Below are 24,053 nucleotides of genomic sequence, written 5' to 3'. Positions count from 1 at the left end.
GCTACATAAAACATATTTTAATTTTTGTTGATGAACGGAAATAGATGAAGCTTAAATGGTTTGAGAGAAAAATTAATCCATTAATTGGGTAAAATCAGATGAAGAAACAGCTTTTTTAGTAGCCTATCCTGGCATTTTTCAAGAAGTGAACCCCTAATGAAATAGAAGATAATTGCCTATTTTGATCTTTTTTCTAAAATACCACTGCAACTAATGAAACCTGCTTTTTGAGTCCAGTAGAAGAGTTGTTTTCTCTCGAATTATTCTGTATTTAATTCCCAAATATTGATTTAAAACCATAAATAAGACTTGGGTGAATGCTAAAAAATATCAGTTTAAATTTTATTTAATTAGAATTAATGGTTATTATTCTAATTACCCAATTATCACATAAAACAATATGACTAAAAGAAGAGATTTTATTAAAAAAGCAGCTTTAGGCTCTGCTGGAATAGCTGTAGGAGGTATGGCGTTCAGTGCCAAAAGTTATGGATCAATCATAGGTTCAAATGAACGTATAAACCTTGCTCAAATTGGTATAAGAAATCAAGGTACCGTACACATAAATAATTATTGTGATATCAAGAACAGCCATAACGTTGTCTTGAAAGTTCTTTGCGACACAGATGAAAATCTTTTTGATGCCAAATCCAAAATAGTAAGTGACAAAACGGGTGTAAAACCGGAATTGGAATGGGATTTAAGAAAAGTGCTGGACAATAAAGAAATAGATGCAGTTTCAATTGCAACGCCAAACCATTGGCATGCCTTGGCTTCAATTTGGGCTTGCCAGGCAGGTAAGCACGTTTACGTTGAGAAACCAGCTTCACATAATATATGGGAAGGAAGGAAAATGATTCAGGCGGCGCAGAAAAGTGGGTTGACGGTGCAAGTTGGTTTAACAAACCGTGCCTTCAATAACGTCAGAGATGCGATGCAATTTTTACATGAAGGTGGAATAGGCAAGCTTTACATGGCCAAGGCTCTTACCTATAAATTTAGAAACTCTTATGGTACAGCAGAAAATGGTACACCACCAGCGGGTTTCCACTACAACCAATGGTTAGGTCCAGCAGGTTACCGTCCTTACAATGAGAAGAGAAGTCACTACAATTGGCATTGGTACTGGGATACTGGAAATGGTGACTCAGGTAATACTGGATCCCATCAATTGGATATTGCCCGTTGGGGACTTCAGAAGAACGAACACCCTGAAACCATTTACTCTATGGGAGGAATTTATGGCTTCAAACAGGATGATTGCCAAACTGAAAACTGTACCCCAGGCACCATGGTTTATGGAGATGTAAACACTTATGGTCATGACAAGTCAGGTCAGGAAACCCCTAATATTCAATCTGGCTTATTTAAATATGCCGATGGAACCATGCTTGAATATGAAGCCCGTGGAAGGTATACCAACCATGAAGGGAGTGATGGCAAGGAAGTAGGCAATTTGTTTTATGGTGAAGATGGATGGTTAGAGATTAGCGGCACTACCTGGAGGGCTTTTCATCATCGGGATACGAAACCTTTTGCAAGTTCCGAAGAGGGTGGAGCGGAACAAAAAGCCACGCTCTTTTCTAATTTTATCGAAACAATTCGTTCCGGTGACCATACCATGCTCCAATGTGATATGCGAGATGGCTTTTACTCTTCAGCCTTACCTTTATTGGCCAATATTTCCTACCGTGTCAAACGGGAACTGAAGTTTATGGGAGATTATGAGAAATTCGCCAACGATCCTGAAGCGGATACCATGCTTTCAAGGGTTTATAGAGAGCCTTTTGCTGTTCCAGATCAAATATAAAAGAAAGAAATTTTCCTTATCAAATGCATTGGTTGAGAAAGATAATGGGAACAAGTCTATGTGGTTTACAATACATGGCTTGTTCCTTTTTTATTAATTCATTGAAGTCTATTGCCAGCAGTACTGTTTTCTTCCAGGATTAATTTATTCGCTATAAGAATACAATGAGGCCGTACAATTTTTTTTAAGGTTTGCTTTCGAGCGCTTGTCCTCCGTCATACTTTAAAACTTAGTATATAAAGTACACTCAAGCATTTTATAAAACCTCCAGATTACCATATTGAAAAATAAGGTTGTCAACATGGTATTTATAATATGGATTATTCATTGCAACTAAGGAAGGCTCAATAGAAATAGCTTCACATATGCATAAAGCCTTAATAAATGAATGATCACTACTTTAATGATAGTGTGAATAGTCAGGATTTCCTGTTTGTCAATATAGTTTTTTGCCAAAAATAGGATAGATTTGGTAAATGTAAAGTTTAGGTGAAGGTGCCGGAAATTATAGGTGCCATTAGGCGTATGATAAAAATATTATTGTTAGAAAAATGAGAACACTTGCGATTTCAATTGGCTTCCTCCTTACATTATTCTCTTGCAGTGAAAAGTCAAATAAAAATAAAGTATACATAAGTGATACTACAGAAAAAATTAAAGGGGAGAGAATAAGTGCAATAAATGATGACAACGGACTTGTTGAAATATATTCTATAGATTCTATGGTCGTTCTTCATGATCGGACAGCTGAGGGAATCTTTCAATTTTACAGCAATAAAGGCTTTAAAAAGACATTCAGTTTTGGCAAATTCGGAGAGGGGCCAGAAGAATTCGGAAGCATGCCGGATATAATTCCCAGCAGTATCAAAAATTATGGGAAGGATGGGTTTGGATTTACAGTGCATGATGTAAATAAAAGGGTTATAAAGGAGTATTCACTAAAGGATATATTTCAAAATAATGATGTTCCAAAAGAAACCTATCGTGTAAATGAAAAAATATTGGGAGGATTTGAACTGTCTTTTTTACCAAACAATACTATTATTGGAAAAGACCATATAAATGGAGAAGGTAATTTTTTCATTTTTAATGAAGATTCCCAAACAAAACATTGGACTAATTATTTTCCAGACCTGCCAGATGTCAATTTTAATACAAAGAAACCCATAGCCTATGACAGCTTTTTAAGCATAAATGAAGAAGTCGGTGTAATTGTTCAATCCATGAAATATTTTAATAGATTGAATTTTTATGATTTGGAGGGAGTGTTCAGGAATTCCATATTGATTGGTGATGAAGTAATGCCGGATTTTTCGACTGATACCAATTTGTTGATACCCGGTGGGGTGATCACCTTTACTGTGGATATGTTTCTAAGCGATAATTTTATTTACCTTCTGTATGCAAATGTGGAAACAGGTAAAATGTTTCAGGAAGAGGCTGATGAAAATAACTCCTTTAAAGTGCTGCAATTCGATTTTGAAGGCCAGTTAATAAATGAGTTTAATTTAGATAGACAGTTGTTTTCTTTTGTTATTGATGATCAGGAGAATCTAATGGGCTTAAGTTTTGAAGAGGGAGTTATAAGGCTGATTAAATATAGCCTATAATGATTTCATCTAACTTTTATAACTGAACAATACTTAATATGTTGATGGTTGGAAATTTTTAAGAATCCAAAAAAACCTCGAAAGGGTTAAATTTTAGTGGCCTATATCACTGAATTTTCCTTATATTTCCTAAAACGTTAACCATGAAACTTTTCCAATGTGGCCATTGCCGTCAGCTGACATTTTTTGAAAATACCCATTGTAGCCATTGCCAGTCCTCATTGGGTTTTGACCCAAATAGTCTTGACCTGCTGGCTCTTGAAAAATCCAATGGCTATTTTATTACAAAGGATGAAGCCAAAGTTGCCTTTCGCTTTTGCGAAAACAATAAGCTTGACGCCTGCAACTGGTTGATACCCCATGCATCCACCGAAAAGTACTGTAAGGCCTGTTCCTTAAATCGGATTATACCGGATTTGGTTAACCCTGCTTATAGGAAAAGGTGGATAAAAATCGAACAAGCCAAACACAGGCTGGTTTATGCGCTTTTGAGATGGAAACTCCCTTTTTTTCCATGGGATGAATCTTCTGGTAAAGGACTGGGCTTTGAGTTTAAGGCCAGCCAAAATCAGAAAAAGGTATTGACTGGACATGCTTCCGGAATTATTACCATGAACATAGCAGAGGCGGACGATGTAGAACGGGCCATGGCTAGAAAACAAATGGACGAAGTCTACAGAACTGTCTTGGGACATTTCAGGCATGAAATCGGTCATTATTATTGGGAAGTATTGATCGCAGAAACGGAATGGCTAGCAAAATTCCGGTCTGTTTTTGGAGATGAAAGCATGTCCTACTCTGATGCGCTTGACAAACATTACAGTAATGGGGCACCAGACAACTGGCAGGAGAACTATATTTCTTCTTATTCCAGTGCACATCCATGGGAAGACTGGGCGGAGTCATGGGCACATTACCTTCACATGGTGGACACTTTGGAGACTGCATATGCTTTTGGCTTGTCTATAAACCCAAAACTTACTGGAGTTACAGATAATGTTTCCACTCAGTTTTCGGAGGATGCCTATAGTTATGTTGATTTTTCAATGCTCCTCAATCAATGGACTTCTTTGTCTTTGGCGTTGAACAGCTTGAATAGGAGCATGGGCCTTCCAGATACTTATCCTTTTGTCATTTCATCACCAGTTAGCAAAAAGCTTGCATTTATTCATGAACTCATTCATAGTTTGGATTTGAATACTCAATAAAAGTCTTAAGCCATTTTTCGCTACAATGGTACCAGAAATAATTCCACCTATTTCTGAGGCCAATGGGGAGAAGCTTCATCTTAATTTATTTCTGTGTTTTTAAGTTTTTCAATATCAACAAAGGGCCATTTAGCTTTTTAAGTTTTTCTGAAGGATTTGCTTTATTGTCGTATTTGCCATTAGATCCAAGTAGCAAATCCAAGTCGCCATCTTTGTCTATATCTCCGATTTCAAAAGTAATCCACCGTGCATCTAGTTTTGTTTTTAAAACCTGGGGCTGATAAGCATAGGGGGCTTCCTGCTTCAGGTAAACAAAATCCTGCCTGCCTGGTAAATCAAAATCAGGAAAATAGGCTACCGCAACAATTTCAAGTTGGCCATCCTGGTCAAAATCTGCAGCGGCACATTTATTGACTCCATTCATAGGGAAAAAATAAACCTGCTTAAAGTTATTTTCTCCATCATTTTCAAATATTCTTAGCCCATGGTAGGGTTTTGAAATGGGTGGATAATCCCCATTGTCTCCATTCCCATAAAGGATGTCCAGATGTCCATCCTGGTTGAAATCCACCAAATCAAAAGATACGGAACCGTAAGTAGGAGGAAACCTCAATACTCTTTCTTCTTTAAATTGACCTTCTCCCTCATTGTAAAAGATAGATATTCCTTCATCCCCTTGAGCAAAAAGCGTGATGATGTCCTTTTTTCCATCTCCGTTCATGTCCTGAACATCGGTATGAATTGCCCCTGAGACATTTTTCAAGGTAGTTTTTTTATAAGGTTGTTCCGGTTTTCCTGTGTTTTGAAACAAAGTAAGGGCTCCGGTATAATACCCAAATTCTGCTATCAGAATATCGGTTAGCCCATTGCCATTTATATCTTCAAAAACTGTTTGAACAGGACGGTTCAATTGACTCAAAAACTTCCTGAAAGACGAATATTGAAGGTCTCCAGGATTTCTGAACAAGGTGATCAAATCTCCAAATTTGTTTTTCCCTGGGGAAAGCCTGAGCGAACCAGCCAGTGTGATGGAGAGCTCGTCCTTTCCAAACGCTACATCTGTCGGGGCAGAAGGAAGAGGGATCATTTGAGAAATCCTGTTGTCATTATTTAAAATGGCCAGAGAACCCCGCTCCCCAGAAGCACCACCTACATAGATGCCCTTAAGATTGGAATCTGTTTTTAAGAACGTTATGTTCTGAAGCTTCCCATTTTCTTTAGGCTCCACCATTTCAAAACCTTCCAAATGGCCAATTTTACTTTCTTCCCAAAGGGTTTGGTCTAACGCCTCAGGTGCTTCCGCTAAATAAAAAGCTTTTATCTTTTCCCAGTGGACAGCAGAAATGCTGGGTTTTTCAGGAAACATATGAAGCTCCTCAACGGCCTTTTTGTTAATAGCGCCTTCTAGGATTTTAATTCTTGGCACCTCTGCTTCATAAATTCCAAACAACCTTCCCATCAGCGGCAATACCGACCGTTCCCAGGTTTTTTTATCCAGTTCAGATGGATCTGGATACAAATGACAGCTTTGGCAATGGTTTTCTGACAGTTCCTTCCCGGAGATGGCATTTTCAGACTCAAGCTTTTGGATAACTTTCTTTTCCCCAGAACCATTGCAGGAAAAGTTGAGCAAGAGGCAAAAGAAAATAAACTTCAGTGGTAGGATGCTTTTATTGTTCATGAAAATTCACTTTCCAACCCTTAAATTAAATTGGTTGTGCCACCTTCTTTTAAATCAATGTCCATTCCTCTTTTATTTGTTTTCCATGCACCAGAAGTAAAGTCAGGAACCTTCATTGTTTTGCCTTGTTGGGCTACTGATTGTTCACTCAAAGGAGTAACGGCTGTCCACAAGGCAGCATCGTACACATCCATTTCCAAAGGCAATCCATTTCTGAGGCAATCAATCAGGCGCCAATCACTTGCTGTAACCCTTTCGTAGGATCTGCTTCCCTTAATTCCTCCAGCTTGTGATACCTTCTCTTGGAACGTTCTCGTCATCTTTGGGGTGTATTTTTCCACAAGTGCTTTGAATTCACTTTCTTCCATATAATCCTCACTAATCGCTATTCTTGGTGGTCGGGCTTCATAGATGCCTTTGGAGCCACTGATCATTTGGAACCTGGAACCAGGTCTAGGTGAGCTTATGTCATGTTGCAACATGATGGTTCTCCCTTTAAAAGTACGAATAAGGGTAGTATTCATGTTTCCACGGAATTTAAGTCCATCATAAGGTTCGAAATAAGGGTCTTTTTCAGCCAGCTCTTTCATTTTAGGCGCCATGGTAAAATCACCACTAGAAATGGAAACCAAATATTCCATTTGATCTCCATAATTGAGATCCATCATCTGGGCAGCTGGTCCCAGACCATGTTGCGGGTAAAGGTTGCCATTCCTACCAACATTTTCTTTTAAGCGCCAAGGTCGGTAACCGAACCAATTGTCGGCATCTCTTTCCCACCTATCTGGACCATTTACCCTATCATGAACATAGTTTCCTTCTCCATGAATCAATTCACCAAAAAAGCCATCTCTAGCCATATTCAAAACGGTAGCCGACATGGGGTCATGACATGAGCCACATCCCATAAAGCAATGCTTTTTTGTCCTTTCGGAAGTTTCCACCACCTGCCAGCATTCCTCGAGGGTAATACCTACAGGTAATTCAGTATAGACGTGTTTGTCTCTTTCCATGGCATAAACAGCGATGGGAGCATGGAATTTCCAAGGGGTAGCAATGTAAATCAAGTCTATGTCATTGCGGTCACAAAGCGCTTTGTAAGCTTCTTCCCCGTCTGAATAGGTGTCAGGGTTGTGTCCATAACCTTCTATTGTTTTAAGTGCTTTTTCAATATTGCCTGGGAGGATATCACACAAAGCCATAATATCCACATTATCTATACTTGCAAAACGGTTTAATGTTCCTGAACCACGACTACCCACTCCAATCAATCCAATCCGTACCCTGTCCATTTTTGGAGCGGCATAACCATGCATGTTAAAAGATTGCTTGTGTAACTGCTTCTTTTGGGTTTCAGCCTGAGATCTTCCCGATCCTACAACTATCCCTGCACCTGCCATTCCGGCAATTTTGATGAATTCTCTGCGGTTATTTTTCATTCTTTAAAGTTTTAATGGTCAAAAATAAGGTTAGAAAAATTGAAGGGTTAATGTTGGTTACTTGGTTCGTCGAAATTTCAATGGTTACATTATTCCTTTTACTATATAGTCAATACAGAAAGAATAATGAAATGAAAATCTAATAATAATACCGGAAACGTTATCGAAACCATTTTTTTTCACAAAACTTCATTATTTCATGATTAAATTTCCCCTGAGTACTACAAGCTTTGGTTAAGAGCAATTGCTAATTGTTTGAATAATTAAGAAATACTGCCATTAGAATAGAATGCTATTAGGAACAACAAACTCTAAATTAATAGACTTTTCGTTTAAGCGTTTTGATTTACATTTAACTTGGCTTTTCTGTAGAGTTGATACAATGCCATGCTCGCTTCACCTCTCAATACAAAAGAATTGGTATCCCTTTTTTCATACAGCCAGGAATCCGGCTTAAGGCCTGCTTCATCTGCCATATTTAGGGTTTGAATGATTTCATTAATGGCTGTAATCTTAACAGTATGACCGGTAGTCTTCAAATTGGTTTCAGAGATAATTCCTGTAGTGTCCGTCAATTCTTTAAAAATGCTAAGCCAAAGTTTATAATCCTCGGTGGAGAGATCTTCCTGTGGCCTTGCCGAATAGGAATCAAAAAATCCTTTGGTACCCCAAAACTGTACGGCATCAAAAGCCTTGTCGGCTCTGTCTAGGTCCTTAAAGTACGTCAAAATCTGACGGTTCTCGATAAGAATGTTCTGGAGTTGTAGCACAGGAACATCCTTAATTTCGACCTGCATTTCTCTGGACAAGTGAGCGGCGATGCCTGCAACCTGGCCAATTCCCATCCATAAGGGTTCCATTCTTACGGTAGAATAGGCAACATGTGTAGTGGATGCCGCCACCGGAACAATCAATCCCAGGACTTTTTCAGGAACCAGAATCCTGTATGGAATCTGGTAAGGAGATATTTCATACATCCCTATATAGCCTTCCAATACCTTATTGTCCTTTGATGGAACTTTGGAAACAGGGAAGCTATCAATTGGAAATTCACCTGTAATAATAGTGTCTTCAAAAACAGTGGTTCTTTGGGCATCCTCGCGCAGGGTAACATCATTTTCGGTGAGGGTGTACATCCCTTTTAGTCGCCTTGCCTCGCGGATATACAATTGCCATGGGAAATGTTCGTTGTCTGTAAATTCATCCTTCGGCAAGTGGTATTTCATGGCCAGATTTCTGTGAGCTTCCGGGATTTCCGGATCATTTTGAACAAAATAAATCAGGCCTAAGGTCAGTTCTCTATGCTTCTGGAATATTCTTTCTCGAGCAGCCCAATCGGATTCAGGATAGGAGTAGTTTTCTCCCACAAATGGAAATCCCAATGGTCTTGGGTTGATGTTGACATCATACTTTCGGTTTGGTATTTCGGTGAAGGAAAAAACCCTAACCATTGTATCAAAGTGATCTGAATAATAACCATGCCCTTCCTTAAACACCTTGGGAGCACTTAATCTTCCGTCCTTTAAATCGTTAAAATATTCCAAATAGTTGTTCCTATCATAGCCATGAGGAGGTTCAGAAAGTACATAACTATTTTCGGGGTCATCTGTCATACACAGCCGGTAAGTATAGGCAGGCAACCTGTCATCCCCTTTTCCGCTGCCTCCTTCCAGAAACGCCTTTTCATTGAAATCAAAGAATATTTGACCTGCATGCGCTTCATCAAATTCCTCTTTTCCTTCCCTTCCCAATCGGAATGCGGCACCAGCAAGTGCAAAAACATCCCCTTCATAGGTAGCATCTACAAATACTTCAGCTTTTAGGGATTTATCGGCTCCACTGCTACGGTCTTTAAATCTTAACTTAGAAATCTTTCCGGCTTCCAGCTCGGCTTCCTCTATTTGGTAATTGAATAACACCTTGATGTTTTTCTCTTCCGCTATCATTTGGTTAAATACCAGTTCGGCAACCGACGGTTCATAATAATAGCCTTCTTTGCAAAGGAGGACCTCTTTGGAGTTATCTCCGTATTTCTCTGTATAGTATTGCAGCACCTTTTCGGTGAATTCCTTAAAAAGACCTGCAATGGCCTCTTTGTTTTCTATATCACTTTTACCTAATCCACTTGTGGTCATCCCGCCTAAGTGAGAATGGTATTCTGTGAGAATTACTTTAGATCCCATTCTTGCCGCTGCAATTGCCGCCATTATTCCTGCTGGCGTTCCACCTACCACAACAATATCAGCATAATCTTCCCCCTCCGAATCAGCGTTTTTATTTACGCATGAAGCAGCTATTCCACTACCCGTAATTAAGGTTCCTAATGAACTTATTCTTATGAAATTTCTTCTATTCATTTTTAAATCAATGTTTTAACAAGCAGCGAAACTTGATGTGTTCATTAGAGGCATTTTTGGTTCAAGTTTGAATCTGCAATAAGGATTCGAATAATTCGATCCAGGCCAAGAATTAAAACGAGGCAATCCAGGTTATTTGTTTAATTTCCGTTTATTCATACACATGCACTGAATAACCTTTTACTTTTTCAAAGGAGGCATTTCCAGCTTATCCAAATCGGAAATTTTTACCTTTAAAACTTCGATTTTTTGCTTTACAGAACCAGCAAAGGCAATCAGTAAATGGCCATCCTGCTCTATCACATGCGGATAATCGATGTGTCGGCCACCAGTCAGGTAACCCATCTTGGTAAATACCATTCCATCATCGCTAATGGCCAATGTGAGCGGATCCCGTCGTTCAGGGTGAGGGTTAGAAACCAGCACATACCTGCCATCACTCATTCTTAAACCATTAAATTTTGACCTGGCATCAGGGAAATTTGTTTTCACAGGATTGCTCCATGTCCGGCCATTATCAATGGAGAATGCCCTGTAGAGGTAACCACTTTTCCTGTTGTCTCTAAAGAGTGCCATCAGGTTTTTTCCGTCAGGAAGCACCCACCAGTAGGGCTCTTCAGGATCCATTTCAGTGGTAGAACCTGTTACGGGATAGGATTCCCATTGGTCAAAGCCCTTAATTCCACCGAGCAAAAATTCAATGCCAGATTCTTTATAATCATAAGCTCTCCTGGACATTAGCCACTCTCCTGATGGCAGAAGTTTTGGAGGGAAATTGTTGATGGCATTTTTATAAACAACTCCTTTTTCTTCCCAGGAATTGGATGTGCCATTCCATTTATAAGCCCAAAGTTCCAGACTCGGTCCAAAAAAACCTGCGGCTTCATCAAGGGATGCCAGGGCCAGTAGTTCTCCATCCCTTTGCCAGAAACCGCGGGAAATCCAACGCTTCCCTTTTTCAGTTCGGGTATTGTAATGTTCTGATTCTGGACCGGATCCTTCTGGGTAGGAAGTGAGAAAATCAGGTTCAGACCAGTTGAGTCCATCCGTACTTGTCGCATATTTCACTACCTGCCCAACCCTGTCTTCGACACCAGGGCCATCACTCCACATCAGCCAGTACTTGTCATTGTAAAAAGTGATATAGGAATGTTGGTTGACACCACCACTTGTTTTTGCTTCCGAGAAAGTAGGGTGGTTTACTCCTTCAGCCGTCACATCACTTACGAGCGCATGTTCGGATGGGATTTTTGGGAGCTTATCAAAATCAATATCGTGGGGATGCTCAAACCAGTCTCCCATCAACATTAGATGGGACGTTGGGTTGCTTTCCGGGTCAGGGTAATCCGCTGGTTTAATGTTTTCATTTTTCTGAGAACAGCCAATAATTTGGAAAAAAAACAATACAATAAATACTTTCAAATAATGCTTTTTTATGCTTTTCATGTTTAACGTTGTTACTTTAATATTTTTCACGAATGAGCGCTTTGGGGTAAACATTATTGGTATAGATGTCAAAGTTTTACCAATAATATTATTGCTATTTTGTGTTTGGAGGTCACAAAATAGCTAATCTATATAGAAATTACAATACAATATTTCTTCCGGGTTATTTGATGATAGCACCAGGAGCAGTAGATTGGTTTTCGCCTATACCTTGTCAAAAGGTATAAGTCATTGTGGTCATCAATTAGTTGACATCAAGGGCTTTCGTGACGACAACTTATAGCTTTTTACTACCACAACTCAATAGTTTTGGTAGATTAGAGTGGTGGTTTCTTTTAATCATTATTTACGATTTCCCAGGAGGTTTAAATTTAATCGACTTCATGAATTATAATTTTAATATCTCGAATAAATCAGTGTATAATTCTGAAATAAATGTTTTATGACAAATTTTATGTTTTTTATTGAGCTATTATTAAAAAATATAATTTATTGTGGGGGTATATTTCATCTTTTGTCACTCTTCTTTCATAGGGGGCGTGGTAATGATATATCCTTGCAACAACTTGATTCGAGTCAAGTCATCGGTGGTTATGAAAATGAAAAATATTGTAAAACTTATCTCAATTTTAAAAATTTAACACTTATACTATAATGATGAAAAGAAATATCATCCTTATTTTAATCATTGGAGGGATATACTTAAAGGCTCAAGGTCAGTCGGCGAATAAATCTTTAAAACCACCTAATATCTTGTTTATAATGGTTGACGATCTCAGGCCAGAACTGGGCTGTTATGATCAACCGCATATTAAATCACCAAACATTGACAGACTGGCCAGAATGGGGCAATTATTTACCCAAGCCTATGTCAACTATCCAGTTTGTGGTCCCAGTAGGGCCATTCTTCTTTCTGGTTTATATGGGAGTACCAATCGTTTCAATGGCTGGAACTGTTCTCAGGACAAAGATGTGCCAGGACTGGTAAGTTTACCCATGCATTTCAAAAACAACAATTATTCTACTGTTTCCTTAGGGAAAGTTTATAACAATTTTGAAGATGGAAAAGGTAGTTGGGATGATATATGGAGACCTGCCTTGACCACCACGGCATGGGATTACCAATCCGAGGAGGGGATTAGTATTTTTAAAAGTCTGAATGAAGACAGGCAATACAATACCAAACCCAGGAACAATCAAAACCTGCCAAACAGAGGGCCAGCTTTTGAAAACCCGGAAATAGAAGATGTGGCTTACGAAGATGGTAGAATAGCCACCAAAGCCATGGAGAAATTGCAAAAATTTAAGAGCACTGGAGAAGCGTTCTTTATGGCTGTTGGCTTTAAAAAACCCCATTTACCATTCAATGCGCCCAAAAGGTATTGGGACCTTTATGATAGGGAAGCCATTGAATTACCGGCTAATTTTTATCCTCCTAAAAACGCCCCAAAAGAATCCCTTCATAACTACAGTGAACTCCGGGCTTATTCCAATATCCCAAATGAAGGCCCATTTTCTGAGGAACTTTCCAAAGCTCTCATTCATGGATATTATGCCAGTGTGAGCTATGTAGATTCCCAGGTGGGAAGGGTTTTAGATGAATTGGAGAACCTGGGTCTGGATGAAAATACCATTGTGGTTTTATGGGGGGACCATGGTTGGCAACTAGGGGAACATGAACTTTGGTGTAAACACTCCAATTTTAATACCTCTACGCGTATCCCGCTTATTTTCAAAATACCGGGTAAAATATCCGATGTGAAACAGCAGTCCTTGGTCGAGACGGTTGACATTTATCCTACACTTTGTGAATTGGCTGGCATCAATACACCGATTCATGCACAAGGAAAAAGTTTTGCTGCAATATTGGACGACCCAATGGCAGAAGGCAAAAAAGCAATATTCAGTAGGTCAAACCTAGGAGGCGAAACAGTTATCACTAAAACACATGCTTACACTGAGTTTTATGACAAAGACGGTCAATTAAAATCAAATATGTTATTTGATCTAGTCAATGATCCTGATGAAAATGAAAATACAGTGGACAAGCCCAAAAACAAAGCTGTTGTAGCCGAAATGACTGAGTTATTGAGAAATCACATGGTGAATAGAAATAGCATCTCTTTACCTTAAAGCGCTACAAAATGAATCGCCACCATTTGAATTATAGAACATCAATGATTAAATTTTACTCTTTTAGTGTCCTATTGCTAATGCTTTTTGGCTGTAAAGTTGAAGATAAGAGCGAATTGGTAAATCAGCCTCCCAATATTGTCGTGGTTTTGGTGGATGATTTACGATGGGATGAATTTGGGTTGGCCGGCCACAATTACATCAAAACGCCCAATATTGATCGTTTAGTAGAAAAGGCTGCTTATTTTAAAAATGCTTTTGCTACTACACCACTTTGCTCACCTAGTAGGGCCAGTTTTTTGACGGGAAAATATGCTTATTCCCATGGTATCATAGACAATACAGATAGAAGTGCTTTAAGCCACCAATTGAAAACATTCCCCGCAAAACTGCAAGCAGAGGGGTATGAAACCGCATTTATTGGAAAATGGCACATGGGAAATGACAATACGCCAAGACCAGGTTTTGACCAATGGGTAGCTTTAAAAGGACAGGGGAAAGCCAATGATCCAGACTTTAATGCGAATGGAGAAGAAATTCAAAAAGAGGGTTATGTAACCGATATTTTAACCCAATACTCCCTTGATTTCATAAGTAAAGAAAGAACTAAACCTTTTTTATTGTACCTCTCTCATAAAGGATTGCACCCCAACTTGCATCAGGATGCGACTGGTAAGGTGACCACTATTGGAGGTGGAGGTTTTGTACCAGCAGAAAGGCATAAGGGCAAGTATGAAAAAGACACATTCAATCGCCGCCCCAATGCCTTTGTCACCCCGAAAGACAAGCCTGCTTTAATGCGAGAGATTAATGATTTACCAGAATTGGGGAAAGAAACGGGTACGCCGGAAAGGGTGATAAGGGACCGTGCAGCAATGTTAATGGCTATTGATGAAGGCCTGGGAGAGATTCTTAATAGGCTGGAAAATAAAAAATTGGTCAACAATACCGTTGTGGTCTTTGCCAGTGATCATGGGTATTTTTATGGAGAACATGGTTTGAATGAAGAAAGGAGGCTGGCTTATGAAGAGTCCTTACGGATCCCGTTACTTATACAGTATCCACCACTTACAAATAAAGGTTTTGAAATTGACCAAATGACACTTAATATAGATTTGGCACCCACCTTACTTGAATTTGCAGGGCTAAGAAAGGACAGTTTGATGGACGGAGAATCTTTATTGCCTTTGATTAAGAGGGAGGATCCAATAGGATGGAGGACCTCTTTTTTCATGGAATACTATTCCGATAAGGTATGGCCTAGAATGGTCAATATGGGTTATCAGGGAATTAGGTCAACTCGCTATAAATACATTCAATACACAGACCTTGAAAACATGGATGAATTGTACGACTTGGAAGTGGATCCATTTGAAATGAAAAATATTATAAATCATCCTGACTACCAAGTAGTGTTGGAAGAAATGAAACTCAATCTAAAAAACCATTAAATATGACTAGAATTGCCTTTATGCTAATGGCCCTTTGGACCATTGCTTTTTATAATCCAATACTCACTAAAGCACAATCTGAGGGACTTAAAATAGGAGCTGCCACTAAAATTATCACACCTGAATTAGACAGTTGGGTTCAAGGGGCAGGAGTTCCTAAAAAGGCTTCTTCCGTCAGAGATGAACTTGAAGCCAACGGGCTCTATTTTTCAAAAGGCGATTTTCAATTGCTTATGGTGAGTTGTGATTTTGCAGGAATTGAGCCTGATCTTAATGTGCGTTTGCGTGAAGCCATGGGAGCTGCGACGGGAATTTTGCCAAGAGATATCCTGATTTCATCTACCCATACACATGGTGGTCCCTCTTTGCTTAAGACCAATTACCTTATGCCTCTGGATACGGCTTATATGAAAGACTTGTTGCCCTGGATGGTAGCACTGGCCAAAGAAGCCGTTGCTGCAGCACAACCGGGAAAAATTGGCTGGGCGGAAGGGGAGACCCAAATAGGCTATAATCGCCGTTTGACTTGGGCAGATGGTAGCCATTCTATGCATGGAGATGCAAGCAGAAAAGACTTTGCAGGCCTGGAAGGCCCTGATGATCCGCAACATTTGGCTATGTTTGCCGCTGATTTTAAAGGGAAACCTTTTGTCTATACTTTACCACAATACTACCCATCCCACAATTTTTTATGCAGATGGTGTTTTTTCAGCTGATTTTCCTGGAGAAGTAAGAAAAACCTTTCGAAAGGAATTTAAGAAAAGTCTTCCAGTGCTTTTTTTAAATGGGGCCCAGGGCGATATCAGTATGGAAAATATGCTGGATAGAAAATCCGAATCTGATGAAGAAAAGATGAAGAAAATCACGAATTTGGTTGTTGGGGAGACGATGAGACTTTATAAAAACATTGAATACCAGACGGACCCAGTATTGGAACATCAATACCATGATTTAAAAGTGAAAGTTCGATTACCTGAAACTGGAACCCTGATCAGGTCCAAAGAAATCTTAAAGAGAATCGATGAAGGGGAGAATATTCGGGGAATGGAGATGATCATGGCTTTCGGGTCTGTGCATCTGCAAGAAACATTTGGAGAGAACCCTTTTGATATTTTACCGGTGCATGGCATCAGGATAGGAGATCTTGCCATAGTTACTCAGCCATGTGAATTGTTTAGCCAATTCGGCTTGGATATCAAAAGGAGAAGCCCTGGTAAAAGCACCATTGTAGTGGGAATGACTGATGGATACAATGGCTATTGCCCCACAATTTATGGACTTTTAGGAGGTGGTTATTCCGGATCTCCTATCAGTTGGACACGATTGGAGCCCGAGGCTGGATATAAAATTGTAGAAACCTCAGCGATATTACTCAACAAGGTTTGGGCAAAATAGATAAGGTTCGTAAAATGAAAATCAAAATCAAAGGGTTACGGTATTGATTTAAGGATTGCCTATGAGCAAGACTAAATAATAAATTCTGTACTTTCTCTGGGTGTGGATACTTCAAATTGGCCAATAGTTAGACAAACACCTAACTGATAAATTACCAAGAACTTCGATAGACCAGATACCTTATCCGAACAGGAAATGTTAATTGGATTATGTTAAAAAAGAATTATCTGAGAAGAAAATAAAAAATCATGATTTCTGTGGGAGTAGTCTTAGGAAAGATTCAAGTTTAATTCACAAAATCAATCACGCTACTATATACAATTTTGAAACCCAAGAAAATATGATCAGCGTAAAATACTTAATAGCTAGTTTAATTTTTATGTTTTTGTTTATTGGCTCAAAATTCGGTAGCGCTGAAGAACTACCCGAAAAGCCTAACTTCATTGTGTTTTATGTGGATAATTTGGGGTATGGTGATATTGGTCCATTTGGATCGGTATTAAATCGAACGCCTAACCTGGATCAATTGGGCAAAGAAGGAACCTTATTTACCCACTTTTACTCCACCTCAGGTGTCTGTTCACCTAGCAGATCCAGTTTAATGACTGGATGCTATCCCAGGAGGGTCAATCTGCACCTTTCAGGAAATGGAGGAAGAGTGTTGAGGCCTGTAGAGCCTGTGGGGTTAAATCCTGATGAAATTTCCATTGCACGATCGCTTAAGAATTTAGGATACGTAACAGGAATCATAGGAAAATGGCATTTGGGAGATCAAAAACCATTTTTACCAACCAGTCATGGCTTTGATTTTTATTTTGGAATTCCCTATTCGGATGACATGACCCAGGAACACGAAAAAGAGCGGATTCCAAATGCTCCTAAATTGCCTCTTATGAGGAACGATAAAGTCATTGAGGCTCCTGTTGACCGAGATTATATGACTCAAAGAGAAACTGGAGAAGCCATTAAATTTATTCAAGATAACAAAAGTCAACCCTTCTTCTTGTACCTACCTCAATCCATGCCAGGTTCGACTTTAGCCCCTTTTTCAAGCCCTGGGTTTAAAGGAAAAAGTAAAAATGCAGCATGGGGGGATGCTGTGGAAGAACTGGATTGGAGTGCAGGAGAAATCATCAATACCCTGAAGCAGTTGGGTTTGGATGAAAAAACGATAGTTATTTGGACAAGTGACAATGGAGCACCTAAAAGGGATCCAGTTCAGGGAAGTAATTTACCATTGGGAGGCTGGGGATATACGACAGCCGAAGGAGGACAAAGGGTTCCTATGATTGCCTGGTGCCCAGGGGTAATACCTCAGGGGCGAGTGAATAAGGAATTGGCCACTACCATGGATTTGTATGTTACGTTTACCAAATGGGCTGGTGGAGACATTCCAAATGACCGAATTATTGACGGTAAAGACATCAAAGAACTTTTGCTGGGATCAAGGGATGCCAAATCACTTTATGAAGCCTTTTATTATTATGATGGTCCACAATTACAAGCCGTACGGAAAGGCCCATGGAAACTTTACTTACCCTTAGAGAAGAAAATCTTCACCAAAGGAGGGCAGGATATACAACTTTTCAATGTAGAAAATGATCCAGGAGAAACAAATAATGTGATTGTATCCCATTCTCACCTCAAATCTGAAATGATGGCCTATGCAGAAAAGGCAAGGATAGATTTGGGAGATAGCGATGGAATTGAAAATCGTATTGGTGCCGGGCAAAGGCCAGTAGGAAGGGTGGATCATCCGGTTCCTCAGGAGATGATTTTACAATAATTCTTTTATAAGGAAAGCAGCGCTCTTATAAAAGAATTATGGATTGTTGTTAATCTCAGGTCTCTAGTGTTGTTTAAAACCATGGGTTTATTAACAACTGCTGTGTTGTAGTCCGGTGTATAATTGTTGAAAACGTACTCTTTTTGAAATTACTTATTCCCAAAACCGGTTTTTAGGACTTAATACTTTTTAGCAATATGTCAAGTTTTATTTATTTTTTACCAATAACTTTATAGTTAACATAAAATTTTTCGGGCACGTACCCTATAATATTTCATTATTTTACGTAAAATTATATAAAATTTGGCTATTTTAAATTTAGCATGGGTAATGTACTTATTTTATTCATTTATGAAAAAAATAATTTTTCAATGGGGTTGTTTTTAGCGTTTTAATGCTCTTCTTTTATAGAGGACTATGATCAACCTTTACCACTAACTAGAAATGAAATCAATAGTTAATAAAAATAATTATTCCGTTCAGCCTAAGTTACCCGCTAATCATCTAGAACCTCTCGAAGCCATAAAAGGAAAACCTGACAGAGAGATATGGATGGCTTTTGATAAGGGGGATGAATTGGCTTTTAATTTTATTTATCGCACTTATGTCAAGAGGATGTTTCATTACGGTTCACAGATAACCAAAGATGGTGAATTGATAAAAGATTGCGTTCAGAATATCTTTATATACCTAAGGCGTAGAAGGGGTTCTTTGGGAGAGATATTGTGTATTAAAGCTTATTTGTTTAAAATTTTAACAAGAGAAATTGTTAAAAATTTAAAAGTTGAAAAACTTTCTGAAGCGAGGTATGATGATATTAATGAGCAATTTTTCCCCATTTCAATTTGCCCTGAATCTATTTTAATTCAGAGAGAAAGTGAGTTAGCTAATAAGGAAATGGTTAGAGAAGCGCTCCAAAAATTAACGGCAAGGCAACGTCAAGCCATATTATTATTATATGAAGAGGGGATGAGCTATAAAGAAGTGGCTGAAACGATGGAGTTTACAGACGTTAAATCTGCCAGAAAAATTGTTTATAGGGCAATGGCGACTTTAAAAGAGATCTTTGTTGATCAAAAATAATTCGGAAGAGCGATAGTAATAGGATGAGGTATAAAGACTTTGAGTTAGTAGATTTTCTTACAGATGAATTTTTTATCCTTTGGGTAAAAAACCCTGATAAGAATACCCAACATTTTTGGGAAAAATGGCTTTCAGAACATCCTGAGAAGCGAGCCATTGTATTAAAAGCAATTGCCATAATTAGGGCAGTAGGTTACGAGGAAGGTGAAAATATGAGTGATAGCACCTATATAGATGTTTTCGAGAATGTAATGAATGCGGATATAGACCACTCGCAAAAAAGTAGAACGTTTATACATCCAAAAAAAAATAACTTTTTAAAAAATATTGCAGCCATTTTCATCTTTGGCTTTTGTGCCTGGATGGGGTATTACCATGCTTTCATTTATTCATTACCTACTACTGAATTGAACGAGGCTTTTATAATTAAAAGGGGTACGAGCTTAGGGAATCGTTCAGTCATTACTTTGGCAGACAGTAGCAAGGTTTATCTCAATTCTTCCAGTGAAATCACTTACTCATCCAACCTTGCTACTGCAGATCGATGGGTAAAATTAAAAGGGGAAGGATTTTTTGAAATAAAGAAAAATGGAAAACCATTTACTGTTTTAATAGAGAATACCAAAATAGAAGTTCTGGGAACTTCCTTTAATGTAAAGGTAGAAGAGGATAAACTGTCAGTAGCCTTATTGACGGGGAAAGTAATGGTAAAAGATGAAAAGGGGAATCAAGTGGCTTTACATCCAGAGGAGATGCTGATCATGGAAAAAAGTGGAGACTTATATAAAAGCGAATTTGACAACCTTGAGGTGACAGGATGGAAAAACAATGTACTCGTTTTTAATTCCGACAATTTTGAGATTTGCAGAAAAAAAATTGAAAACTGGTTTGGTGTAGAATTAATATTATCGGGGAAGATTCGAAAAAGTTGGGTCTATTCTGGCACCTATCAAAATGAATCCCTTGAAAATGTATTGAGGGGAGTAAACCTTACTTCAGGTCTGAATTTCAGGATCGAAAATAGAAAAGTTGAACTGTACAATTAAAACGAATAACATGGCAAACATTGATTCAAGTTAGCAGTGCCAATTGCAGGGCCCATTCTGGGGGGAATGAGACCCTGCTTTGAACAGCCTTCCACCAAAAGAGGAAGGCAATAGTTAAGTCGTCTAAAACTTAAACCATACAATATTATGAATAAATATATACTGAGACAACTTATTATGGTGTCCAAGAGATTGTTTTATGGCTTTGCCATCCAATTGATTTTCTGTACTGTACTGCTAGCCAATACCGGTAATGCACAAAGGAAAACAATTGATGAGGTCAAGGTGTCACTTGATTTAAAAGAAAAGACATTGTTACGGTTTTTCAAAAACATAGAATCAAAAACTGATTTTAAGTTTACCTACAATGATGATAAGATCATGCTAAACCAAAGAATTTCCATCAGTCAGGAAAATATTTCGGTTTACAAAGTGCTTGAAAATGTTGCAAGACAAACACAACTGAGTTTCACGCAGGTGAATGGCAATATTCATGTCCGTACCAACCCACGGGAAACAAGGACCGAAAGGGTGGGCATTGCAGAGCTTGCCGATGTACAAGTTACTGGTAAAGTAGTAGACCAAACAGGAGAACCTCTACCTGGAGTTACTATCGCTATTCCGGGTACAACCATAGGAACTGCCTCGGACATTGATGGAAATTATTCCCTTACTGTTCCTGAAGGATCCACATTGGTATATTCCTTTATAGGTTTTCAGTCCCAGCGTATAGTGGTAGGCCAACAAACAATTATCAATATTACCCTGGAAGAAGAAATTGGTGCCCTGGACGAGGTAGTCGTTACAGGCTTTGGTACACAGAAGAAAGAAAACCTTACTGGAGCCGTTTCCAGTGTGAGTAAAGAAGTACTTGAAAATCGACCCATCACCAATATTGGTCAAGGCCTTCAAGGACAAATCTCCAACCTGAATATCACTCAAAATACAGGAACCCCAGGCGGTGGAGCTACTTTTAATGTTCGTGGATTTACTTCTATAAATGGTGGCTCACCACTTATTTTGGTAAACAATGTGCCAATGGATGTAAACCTGATTAACCCCAATGACATCGAAAGTATATCTGTACTAAAAGATGCTGCTTCAGCCGCTATCTATGGTGCAAGAGCAGCCTACGGGGTTATTTTGATTACAACAAAATCAGGAAGTAAAAGTGACAAGCCCTCCATTTCACTTTCTTTCAATACTGCAGTAAATACACCGGTTGTTCAATTCGAGGGAATGGACGCCTTGGAGCGAATGAATTACATGAACACGGCTAACATTGCTAGAAACGGTGTGCCTTATTACCAATTTACAGACGTTTATCAAGACAAGATCATTGCACATTATAATGATCCCACCCAACCTTCAGCCTTTCCAGATCCACAAAATTCAAATATTTGGTTGATGAGTGGCAACACCAACTGGGCCAAAGAATTAATGAGAGACAGTTATCCTATGAGTCAATATACCGCCAGTATTACTGGAGGAGACGATAGGTTTGATTACTATACATCGCTAAATTACCTGTATCAGGAAGGGATAAATAAGCAGTTTGATGAGAAATATAAGCGTTACAATTTCATGACGAATCTGAATTATAAGATTACGGATTGGGCTAAAATTGGAACAAAAATATCCATGAACAATAGCAACCATATTTTCCCTCCCAATAATTCCACCAATCATTTCCCTGAAGGAAACAGCCCTTTCCAATGGCACCAATGGGGCAATTGGCCAGTTTATTTTCCTGATGGCAATTATGCTTCAAATGGCTCTGTTCCTAATACGGTGCAGTTTTACAGAGAAGCAGGGCATAGGAAAAGAGAAATTCAAGATACTTGGCTAACAGGCTCCTTACAACTTACTCCTATAAAAAATACCACGATCAATTTTGAATATACGTCCAATATTAAGAATACTGAAGAAGAGGATTATTATAAAAAATTGCCAATGTATTTCGTAGATGGTTCTGTTAGCGGTTATTACCCTTTTACCAATCCAAGCCAAGTAACTAAGAGTAATTACAATGATAAATACTATGTGCTCAATGCGTATGCAGATTATGCGAATACCTTTGGTAAGCACGACATTAAAATCATGGGTGGTTTTAATCAGGAAAACCTTGATTCCAGGTATTTCTATTCGAAAAGAGAAAACTTAACCGTTGAATCTATACCATTCATGAATTTGGCTTATGGAGAACGTTATGTGGGTGATGCAGCTTCACAATACGCGATAAGAGGTGCTTTTACCCGTTTTAATTATAATTATGATGGTAGGTACCTTTTGGAATTTAATGGGCGATATGATGGCTCTTCCAAATTTCCAAAAGCCGATAGGTTTGCTTTCTTCCCTTCCCTTTCTTTAGGATGGAGAATTGATAACGAAGAATTCTTTGGTAACCTGGATAGCACTTTTGACATGATGAAAGTAAGGCTTTCATATGGTAATCTTGGAAATCAAAATGTCCCAGGAAATTACCCTTATATAGCAACGTTTAGTGCTGGAACCATCAACTACTTGTTAAATGACGATAGGCCATTAACCGTTTACGCTCCAGGTTTGGTAAGTCCCACTTTAACTTGGGAGACTGTTACACAGAGAAACTTTGGTATGGATTTCACCCTTTATCAAAACCGATTGAATGCGTCTTTTGATGTATATCGCAGGGATACAAAAAATATGCTGACGAGGTCTCAAACACTGCCGGCTGTATTAGCTGAAAGTGAGCCAAGAGAAAATGCAGCTGATTTAAAAACAACAGGCTGGGACCTTACAGTAGGATGGAGACAACAAAGCAGTGACTTAAGGTGGGGTGTGAATCTAATTTTCTCAGATTATACTTCAGAGATTACCAGGTTTAGTAACCCTGTAGGATTAATTTCTGATTATTATGAAGGCATGCAAATAGGAGAAATTTGGGGCTATACCACCACAGGAATTGCTCAAACAGATGCAGAAGCCCAAGAACTGGATCACAGTAATCTGGTAGGTTTAGAAAGAAAAGCAGGTGATCTTCTATTTGCTGATCTTGACAATGACGGGAAGATCTCTCCTGGCAATGGCACCTTAGATAATCCTGGTGACAGATCCATTATAGGTAACAATACACCAAGATACAGTTTTGGTGTGAAGACAGATCTTCAGTGGAAGAATTTTGATCTCGACATCTTTTTCCAAGGCGTGGCCAAACGGGATGTGTGGTTGAGCAATAACTTCTGGCTTGGTGGTTATACGAGTGAGTGGAATGCGCACAATAAATTGCTCTCTGATTTTTGGACACCTGAAAATCCAGATGCTTACTTCCCAAGACCAATGGTCTCAGGTGGGTCTGATGTTACTGCTGTACAAACCAGGTTTTTGCAAAATGCATCTTACTTGAGGCTGAAGCAGTTGACTTTGGGTTACACACTTCCTAAGGCTTTGACCCAAAGGGCCAAAATGGAAATGGTTAGAGTGTATGTTTCAGGAAATAATATCTGGGAAGTAACTGGCATTCACGAGTACAAGAATTTATCTGACCCGGAAATGAATGGGGCCCAATACTACCCAATTTACCGTTCATTTTCTTTAGGTGCTAATATCAATTTCTAAATAATACTATC

General features: G+C 38.8%; 15 protein-coding genes. 11 read left to right on the top strand and 4 right to left on the bottom strand.

What is annotated here, in order from left to right; all coding sequences use genetic code 11:
* The first annotated feature begins 400 nt into the window (after positions 1-400).
* The 3 genes from ADICYQ_RS23270 (at position 401) to ADICYQ_RS23260 (ending at position 4,628) form a co-directional block, all read left to right on the top strand.
* Entirely contained in the window at positions 401-1,810 is a 1,410-nt protein-coding gene (locus ADICYQ_RS23270; RefSeq protein ID WP_020889334.1) for a Gfo/Idh/MocA family protein, read from the top strand.
* A gap of 551 nt (positions 1,811-2,361) precedes the next feature.
* Positions 2,362-3,420 (top strand): BF3164 family lipoprotein, encoded by a 1,059-nt coding sequence (locus ADICYQ_RS23265; RefSeq protein WP_040417867.1) that lies wholly within the window; start codon positions 2,362-2,364, stop codon positions 3,418-3,420.
* 143 nt (positions 3,421-3,563) lie between these two features.
* Positions 3,564-4,628, top strand: a complete 1,065-nt coding sequence (locus ADICYQ_RS23260; protein WP_040417864.1) for a zinc-binding metallopeptidase family protein — start codon at positions 3,564-3,566, stop codon at positions 4,626-4,628.
* An 85-nt stretch (positions 4,629-4,713) separates the two neighbouring features.
* Here the strand turns inward: ADICYQ_RS23260 and ADICYQ_RS23255 are convergent, their stop codons facing one another.
* From ADICYQ_RS23255 to ADICYQ_RS23240, 4 genes are all read right to left on the bottom strand, one after another.
* Positions 4,714-6,309, bottom strand: coding sequence for an FG-GAP repeat domain-containing protein (locus tag ADICYQ_RS23255; RefSeq protein ID WP_020889330.1), 1,596 nt, complete (start codon positions 6,307-6,309; stop codon positions 4,714-4,716).
* A 20-nt stretch (positions 6,310-6,329) separates the two neighbouring features.
* Positions 6,330-7,748 carry a Gfo/Idh/MocA family protein gene (locus tag ADICYQ_RS23250; protein ID WP_020889329.1) on the bottom strand — a complete coding sequence of 473 codons (1,419 nt, stop codon included), beginning with the start codon at positions 7,746-7,748 and terminating at the stop codon, positions 6,330-6,332.
* Positions 7,749-8,080: 332 nt separating this feature from the next.
* Entirely contained in the window at positions 8,081-10,105 is a 2,025-nt protein-coding gene (locus tag ADICYQ_RS23245) for an FAD-dependent oxidoreductase (protein ID WP_020889328.1), read from the bottom strand.
* A 180-nt stretch (positions 10,106-10,285) separates the two neighbouring features.
* Positions 10,286-11,551 carry an exo-alpha-sialidase gene (locus ADICYQ_RS23240; protein WP_020889327.1) on the bottom strand — a complete coding sequence of 422 codons (1,266 nt, stop codon included), beginning with the start codon at positions 11,549-11,551 and terminating at the stop codon, positions 10,286-10,288.
* Positions 11,552-12,205: 654 nt separating this feature from the next.
* Between ADICYQ_RS23240 and ADICYQ_RS23230 the strand changes: the two genes are divergently transcribed.
* From ADICYQ_RS23230 to ADICYQ_RS23195, 8 genes are all read left to right on the top strand, one after another.
* Positions 12,206-13,684 carry a sulfatase gene (locus tag ADICYQ_RS23230; RefSeq protein ID WP_020889325.1) on the top strand — a complete coding sequence of 493 codons (1,479 nt, stop codon included), beginning with the start codon at positions 12,206-12,208 and terminating at the stop codon, positions 13,682-13,684.
* A gap of 44 nt (positions 13,685-13,728) precedes the next feature.
* Positions 13,729-15,135, top strand: a complete 1,407-nt coding sequence (locus tag ADICYQ_RS23225) for a sulfatase family protein (protein ID WP_020889324.1) — start codon at positions 13,729-13,731, stop codon at positions 15,133-15,135.
* A 2-nt stretch (positions 15,136-15,137) separates the two neighbouring features.
* Complete coding sequence (locus ADICYQ_RS23220; protein ID WP_040417858.1) at positions 15,138-15,851, top strand: hypothetical protein; 714 nt, start codon at positions 15,138-15,140, stop codon at positions 15,849-15,851.
* A complete protein-coding gene (locus ADICYQ_RS23215; protein WP_040417856.1) occupies positions 15,784-16,530 on the top strand; it encodes a hypothetical protein in 747 nt (248 codons plus the stop codon). The genes ADICYQ_RS23220 and ADICYQ_RS23215 overlap by 68 nt, the downstream gene beginning before the upstream one ends.
* Positions 16,531-16,870: 340 nt before the next feature.
* Entirely contained in the window at positions 16,871-18,316 is a 1,446-nt protein-coding gene (locus ADICYQ_RS23210) for a sulfatase family protein (RefSeq protein WP_040417944.1), read from the top strand.
* 444 nt (positions 18,317-18,760) lie between these two features.
* The gene (locus ADICYQ_RS23205) at positions 18,761-19,399 is read left to right on the top strand and encodes an RNA polymerase sigma factor (protein WP_020889320.1); all 639 of its coding nucleotides are present in this window, start codon (positions 18,761-18,763) and stop codon (positions 19,397-19,399) included.
* A gap of 23 nt (positions 19,400-19,422) precedes the next feature.
* Entirely contained in the window at positions 19,423-20,445 is a 1,023-nt protein-coding gene (locus tag ADICYQ_RS23200) for a FecR family protein (RefSeq protein WP_020889319.1), read from the top strand.
* Positions 20,446-20,592: 147 nt separating this feature from the next.
* Positions 20,593-24,042, top strand: a complete 3,450-nt coding sequence (locus ADICYQ_RS23195; protein WP_081652425.1) for a SusC/RagA family TonB-linked outer membrane protein — start codon at positions 20,593-20,595, stop codon at positions 24,040-24,042.
* Positions 24,043-24,053: the final 11 nt, after the last annotated feature.

Origin of the sequence: Cyclobacterium qasimii M12-11B, assembly GCF_000427295.1 — a bacterium.
Lineage (GTDB): Bacteria > Bacteroidota > Bacteroidia > Cytophagales > Cyclobacteriaceae > Cyclobacterium > Cyclobacterium qasimii.
This window is presented reverse-complemented; position numbering and strand designations above follow the sequence as displayed.

What these genes read in the sequence shown, in the direction of transcription:
- ADICYQ_RS23270 (WP_020889334.1), top strand. Translation starts at nt 401, where the DNA reads ATGACTAAAAGAAGAGATTTTATTAAAAAAGCAGCTTTAGGCTCTGCT.
- ADICYQ_RS23265 (WP_040417867.1), top strand. Translation starts at nt 2,362, where the DNA reads ATGAGAACACTTGCGATTTCAATTGGCTTCCTCCTTACATTATTCTCT.
- ADICYQ_RS23260 (WP_040417864.1), top strand. Translation starts at nt 3,564, where the DNA reads ATGAAACTTTTCCAATGTGGCCATTGCCGTCAGCTGACATTTTTTGAA.
- ADICYQ_RS23255 (WP_020889330.1), bottom strand. Translation starts at nt 6,309, where the DNA reads ATGAACAATAAAAGCATCCTACCACTGAAGTTTATTTTCTTTTGCCTC.
- ADICYQ_RS23250 (WP_020889329.1), bottom strand. Translation starts at nt 7,748, where the DNA reads ATGAAAAATAACCGCAGAGAATTCATCAAAATTGCCGGAATGGCAGGT.
- ADICYQ_RS23245 (WP_020889328.1), bottom strand. Translation starts at nt 10,105, where the DNA reads ATGAATAGAAGAAATTTCATAAGAATAAGTTCATTAGGAACCTTAATT.
- ADICYQ_RS23240 (WP_020889327.1), bottom strand. Translation starts at nt 11,551, where the DNA reads ATGAAAAGCATAAAAAAGCATTATTTGAAAGTATTTATTGTATTGTTT.
- ADICYQ_RS23230 (WP_020889325.1), top strand. Translation starts at nt 12,206, where the DNA reads ATGATGAAAAGAAATATCATCCTTATTTTAATCATTGGAGGGATATAC.
- ADICYQ_RS23225 (WP_020889324.1), top strand. Translation starts at nt 13,729, where the DNA reads ATGATTAAATTTTACTCTTTTAGTGTCCTATTGCTAATGCTTTTTGGC.
- ADICYQ_RS23220 (WP_040417858.1), top strand. Translation starts at nt 15,138, where the DNA reads ATGACTAGAATTGCCTTTATGCTAATGGCCCTTTGGACCATTGCTTTT.
- ADICYQ_RS23210 (WP_040417944.1), top strand. Translation starts at nt 16,871, where the DNA reads ATGATCAGCGTAAAATACTTAATAGCTAGTTTAATTTTTATGTTTTTG.
- ADICYQ_RS23205 (WP_020889320.1), top strand. Translation starts at nt 18,761, where the DNA reads ATGAAATCAATAGTTAATAAAAATAATTATTCCGTTCAGCCTAAGTTA.
- ADICYQ_RS23200 (WP_020889319.1), top strand. Translation starts at nt 19,423, where the DNA reads ATGAGGTATAAAGACTTTGAGTTAGTAGATTTTCTTACAGATGAATTT.
- ADICYQ_RS23195 (WP_081652425.1), top strand. Translation starts at nt 20,593, where the DNA reads ATGAATAAATATATACTGAGACAACTTATTATGGTGTCCAAGAGATTG.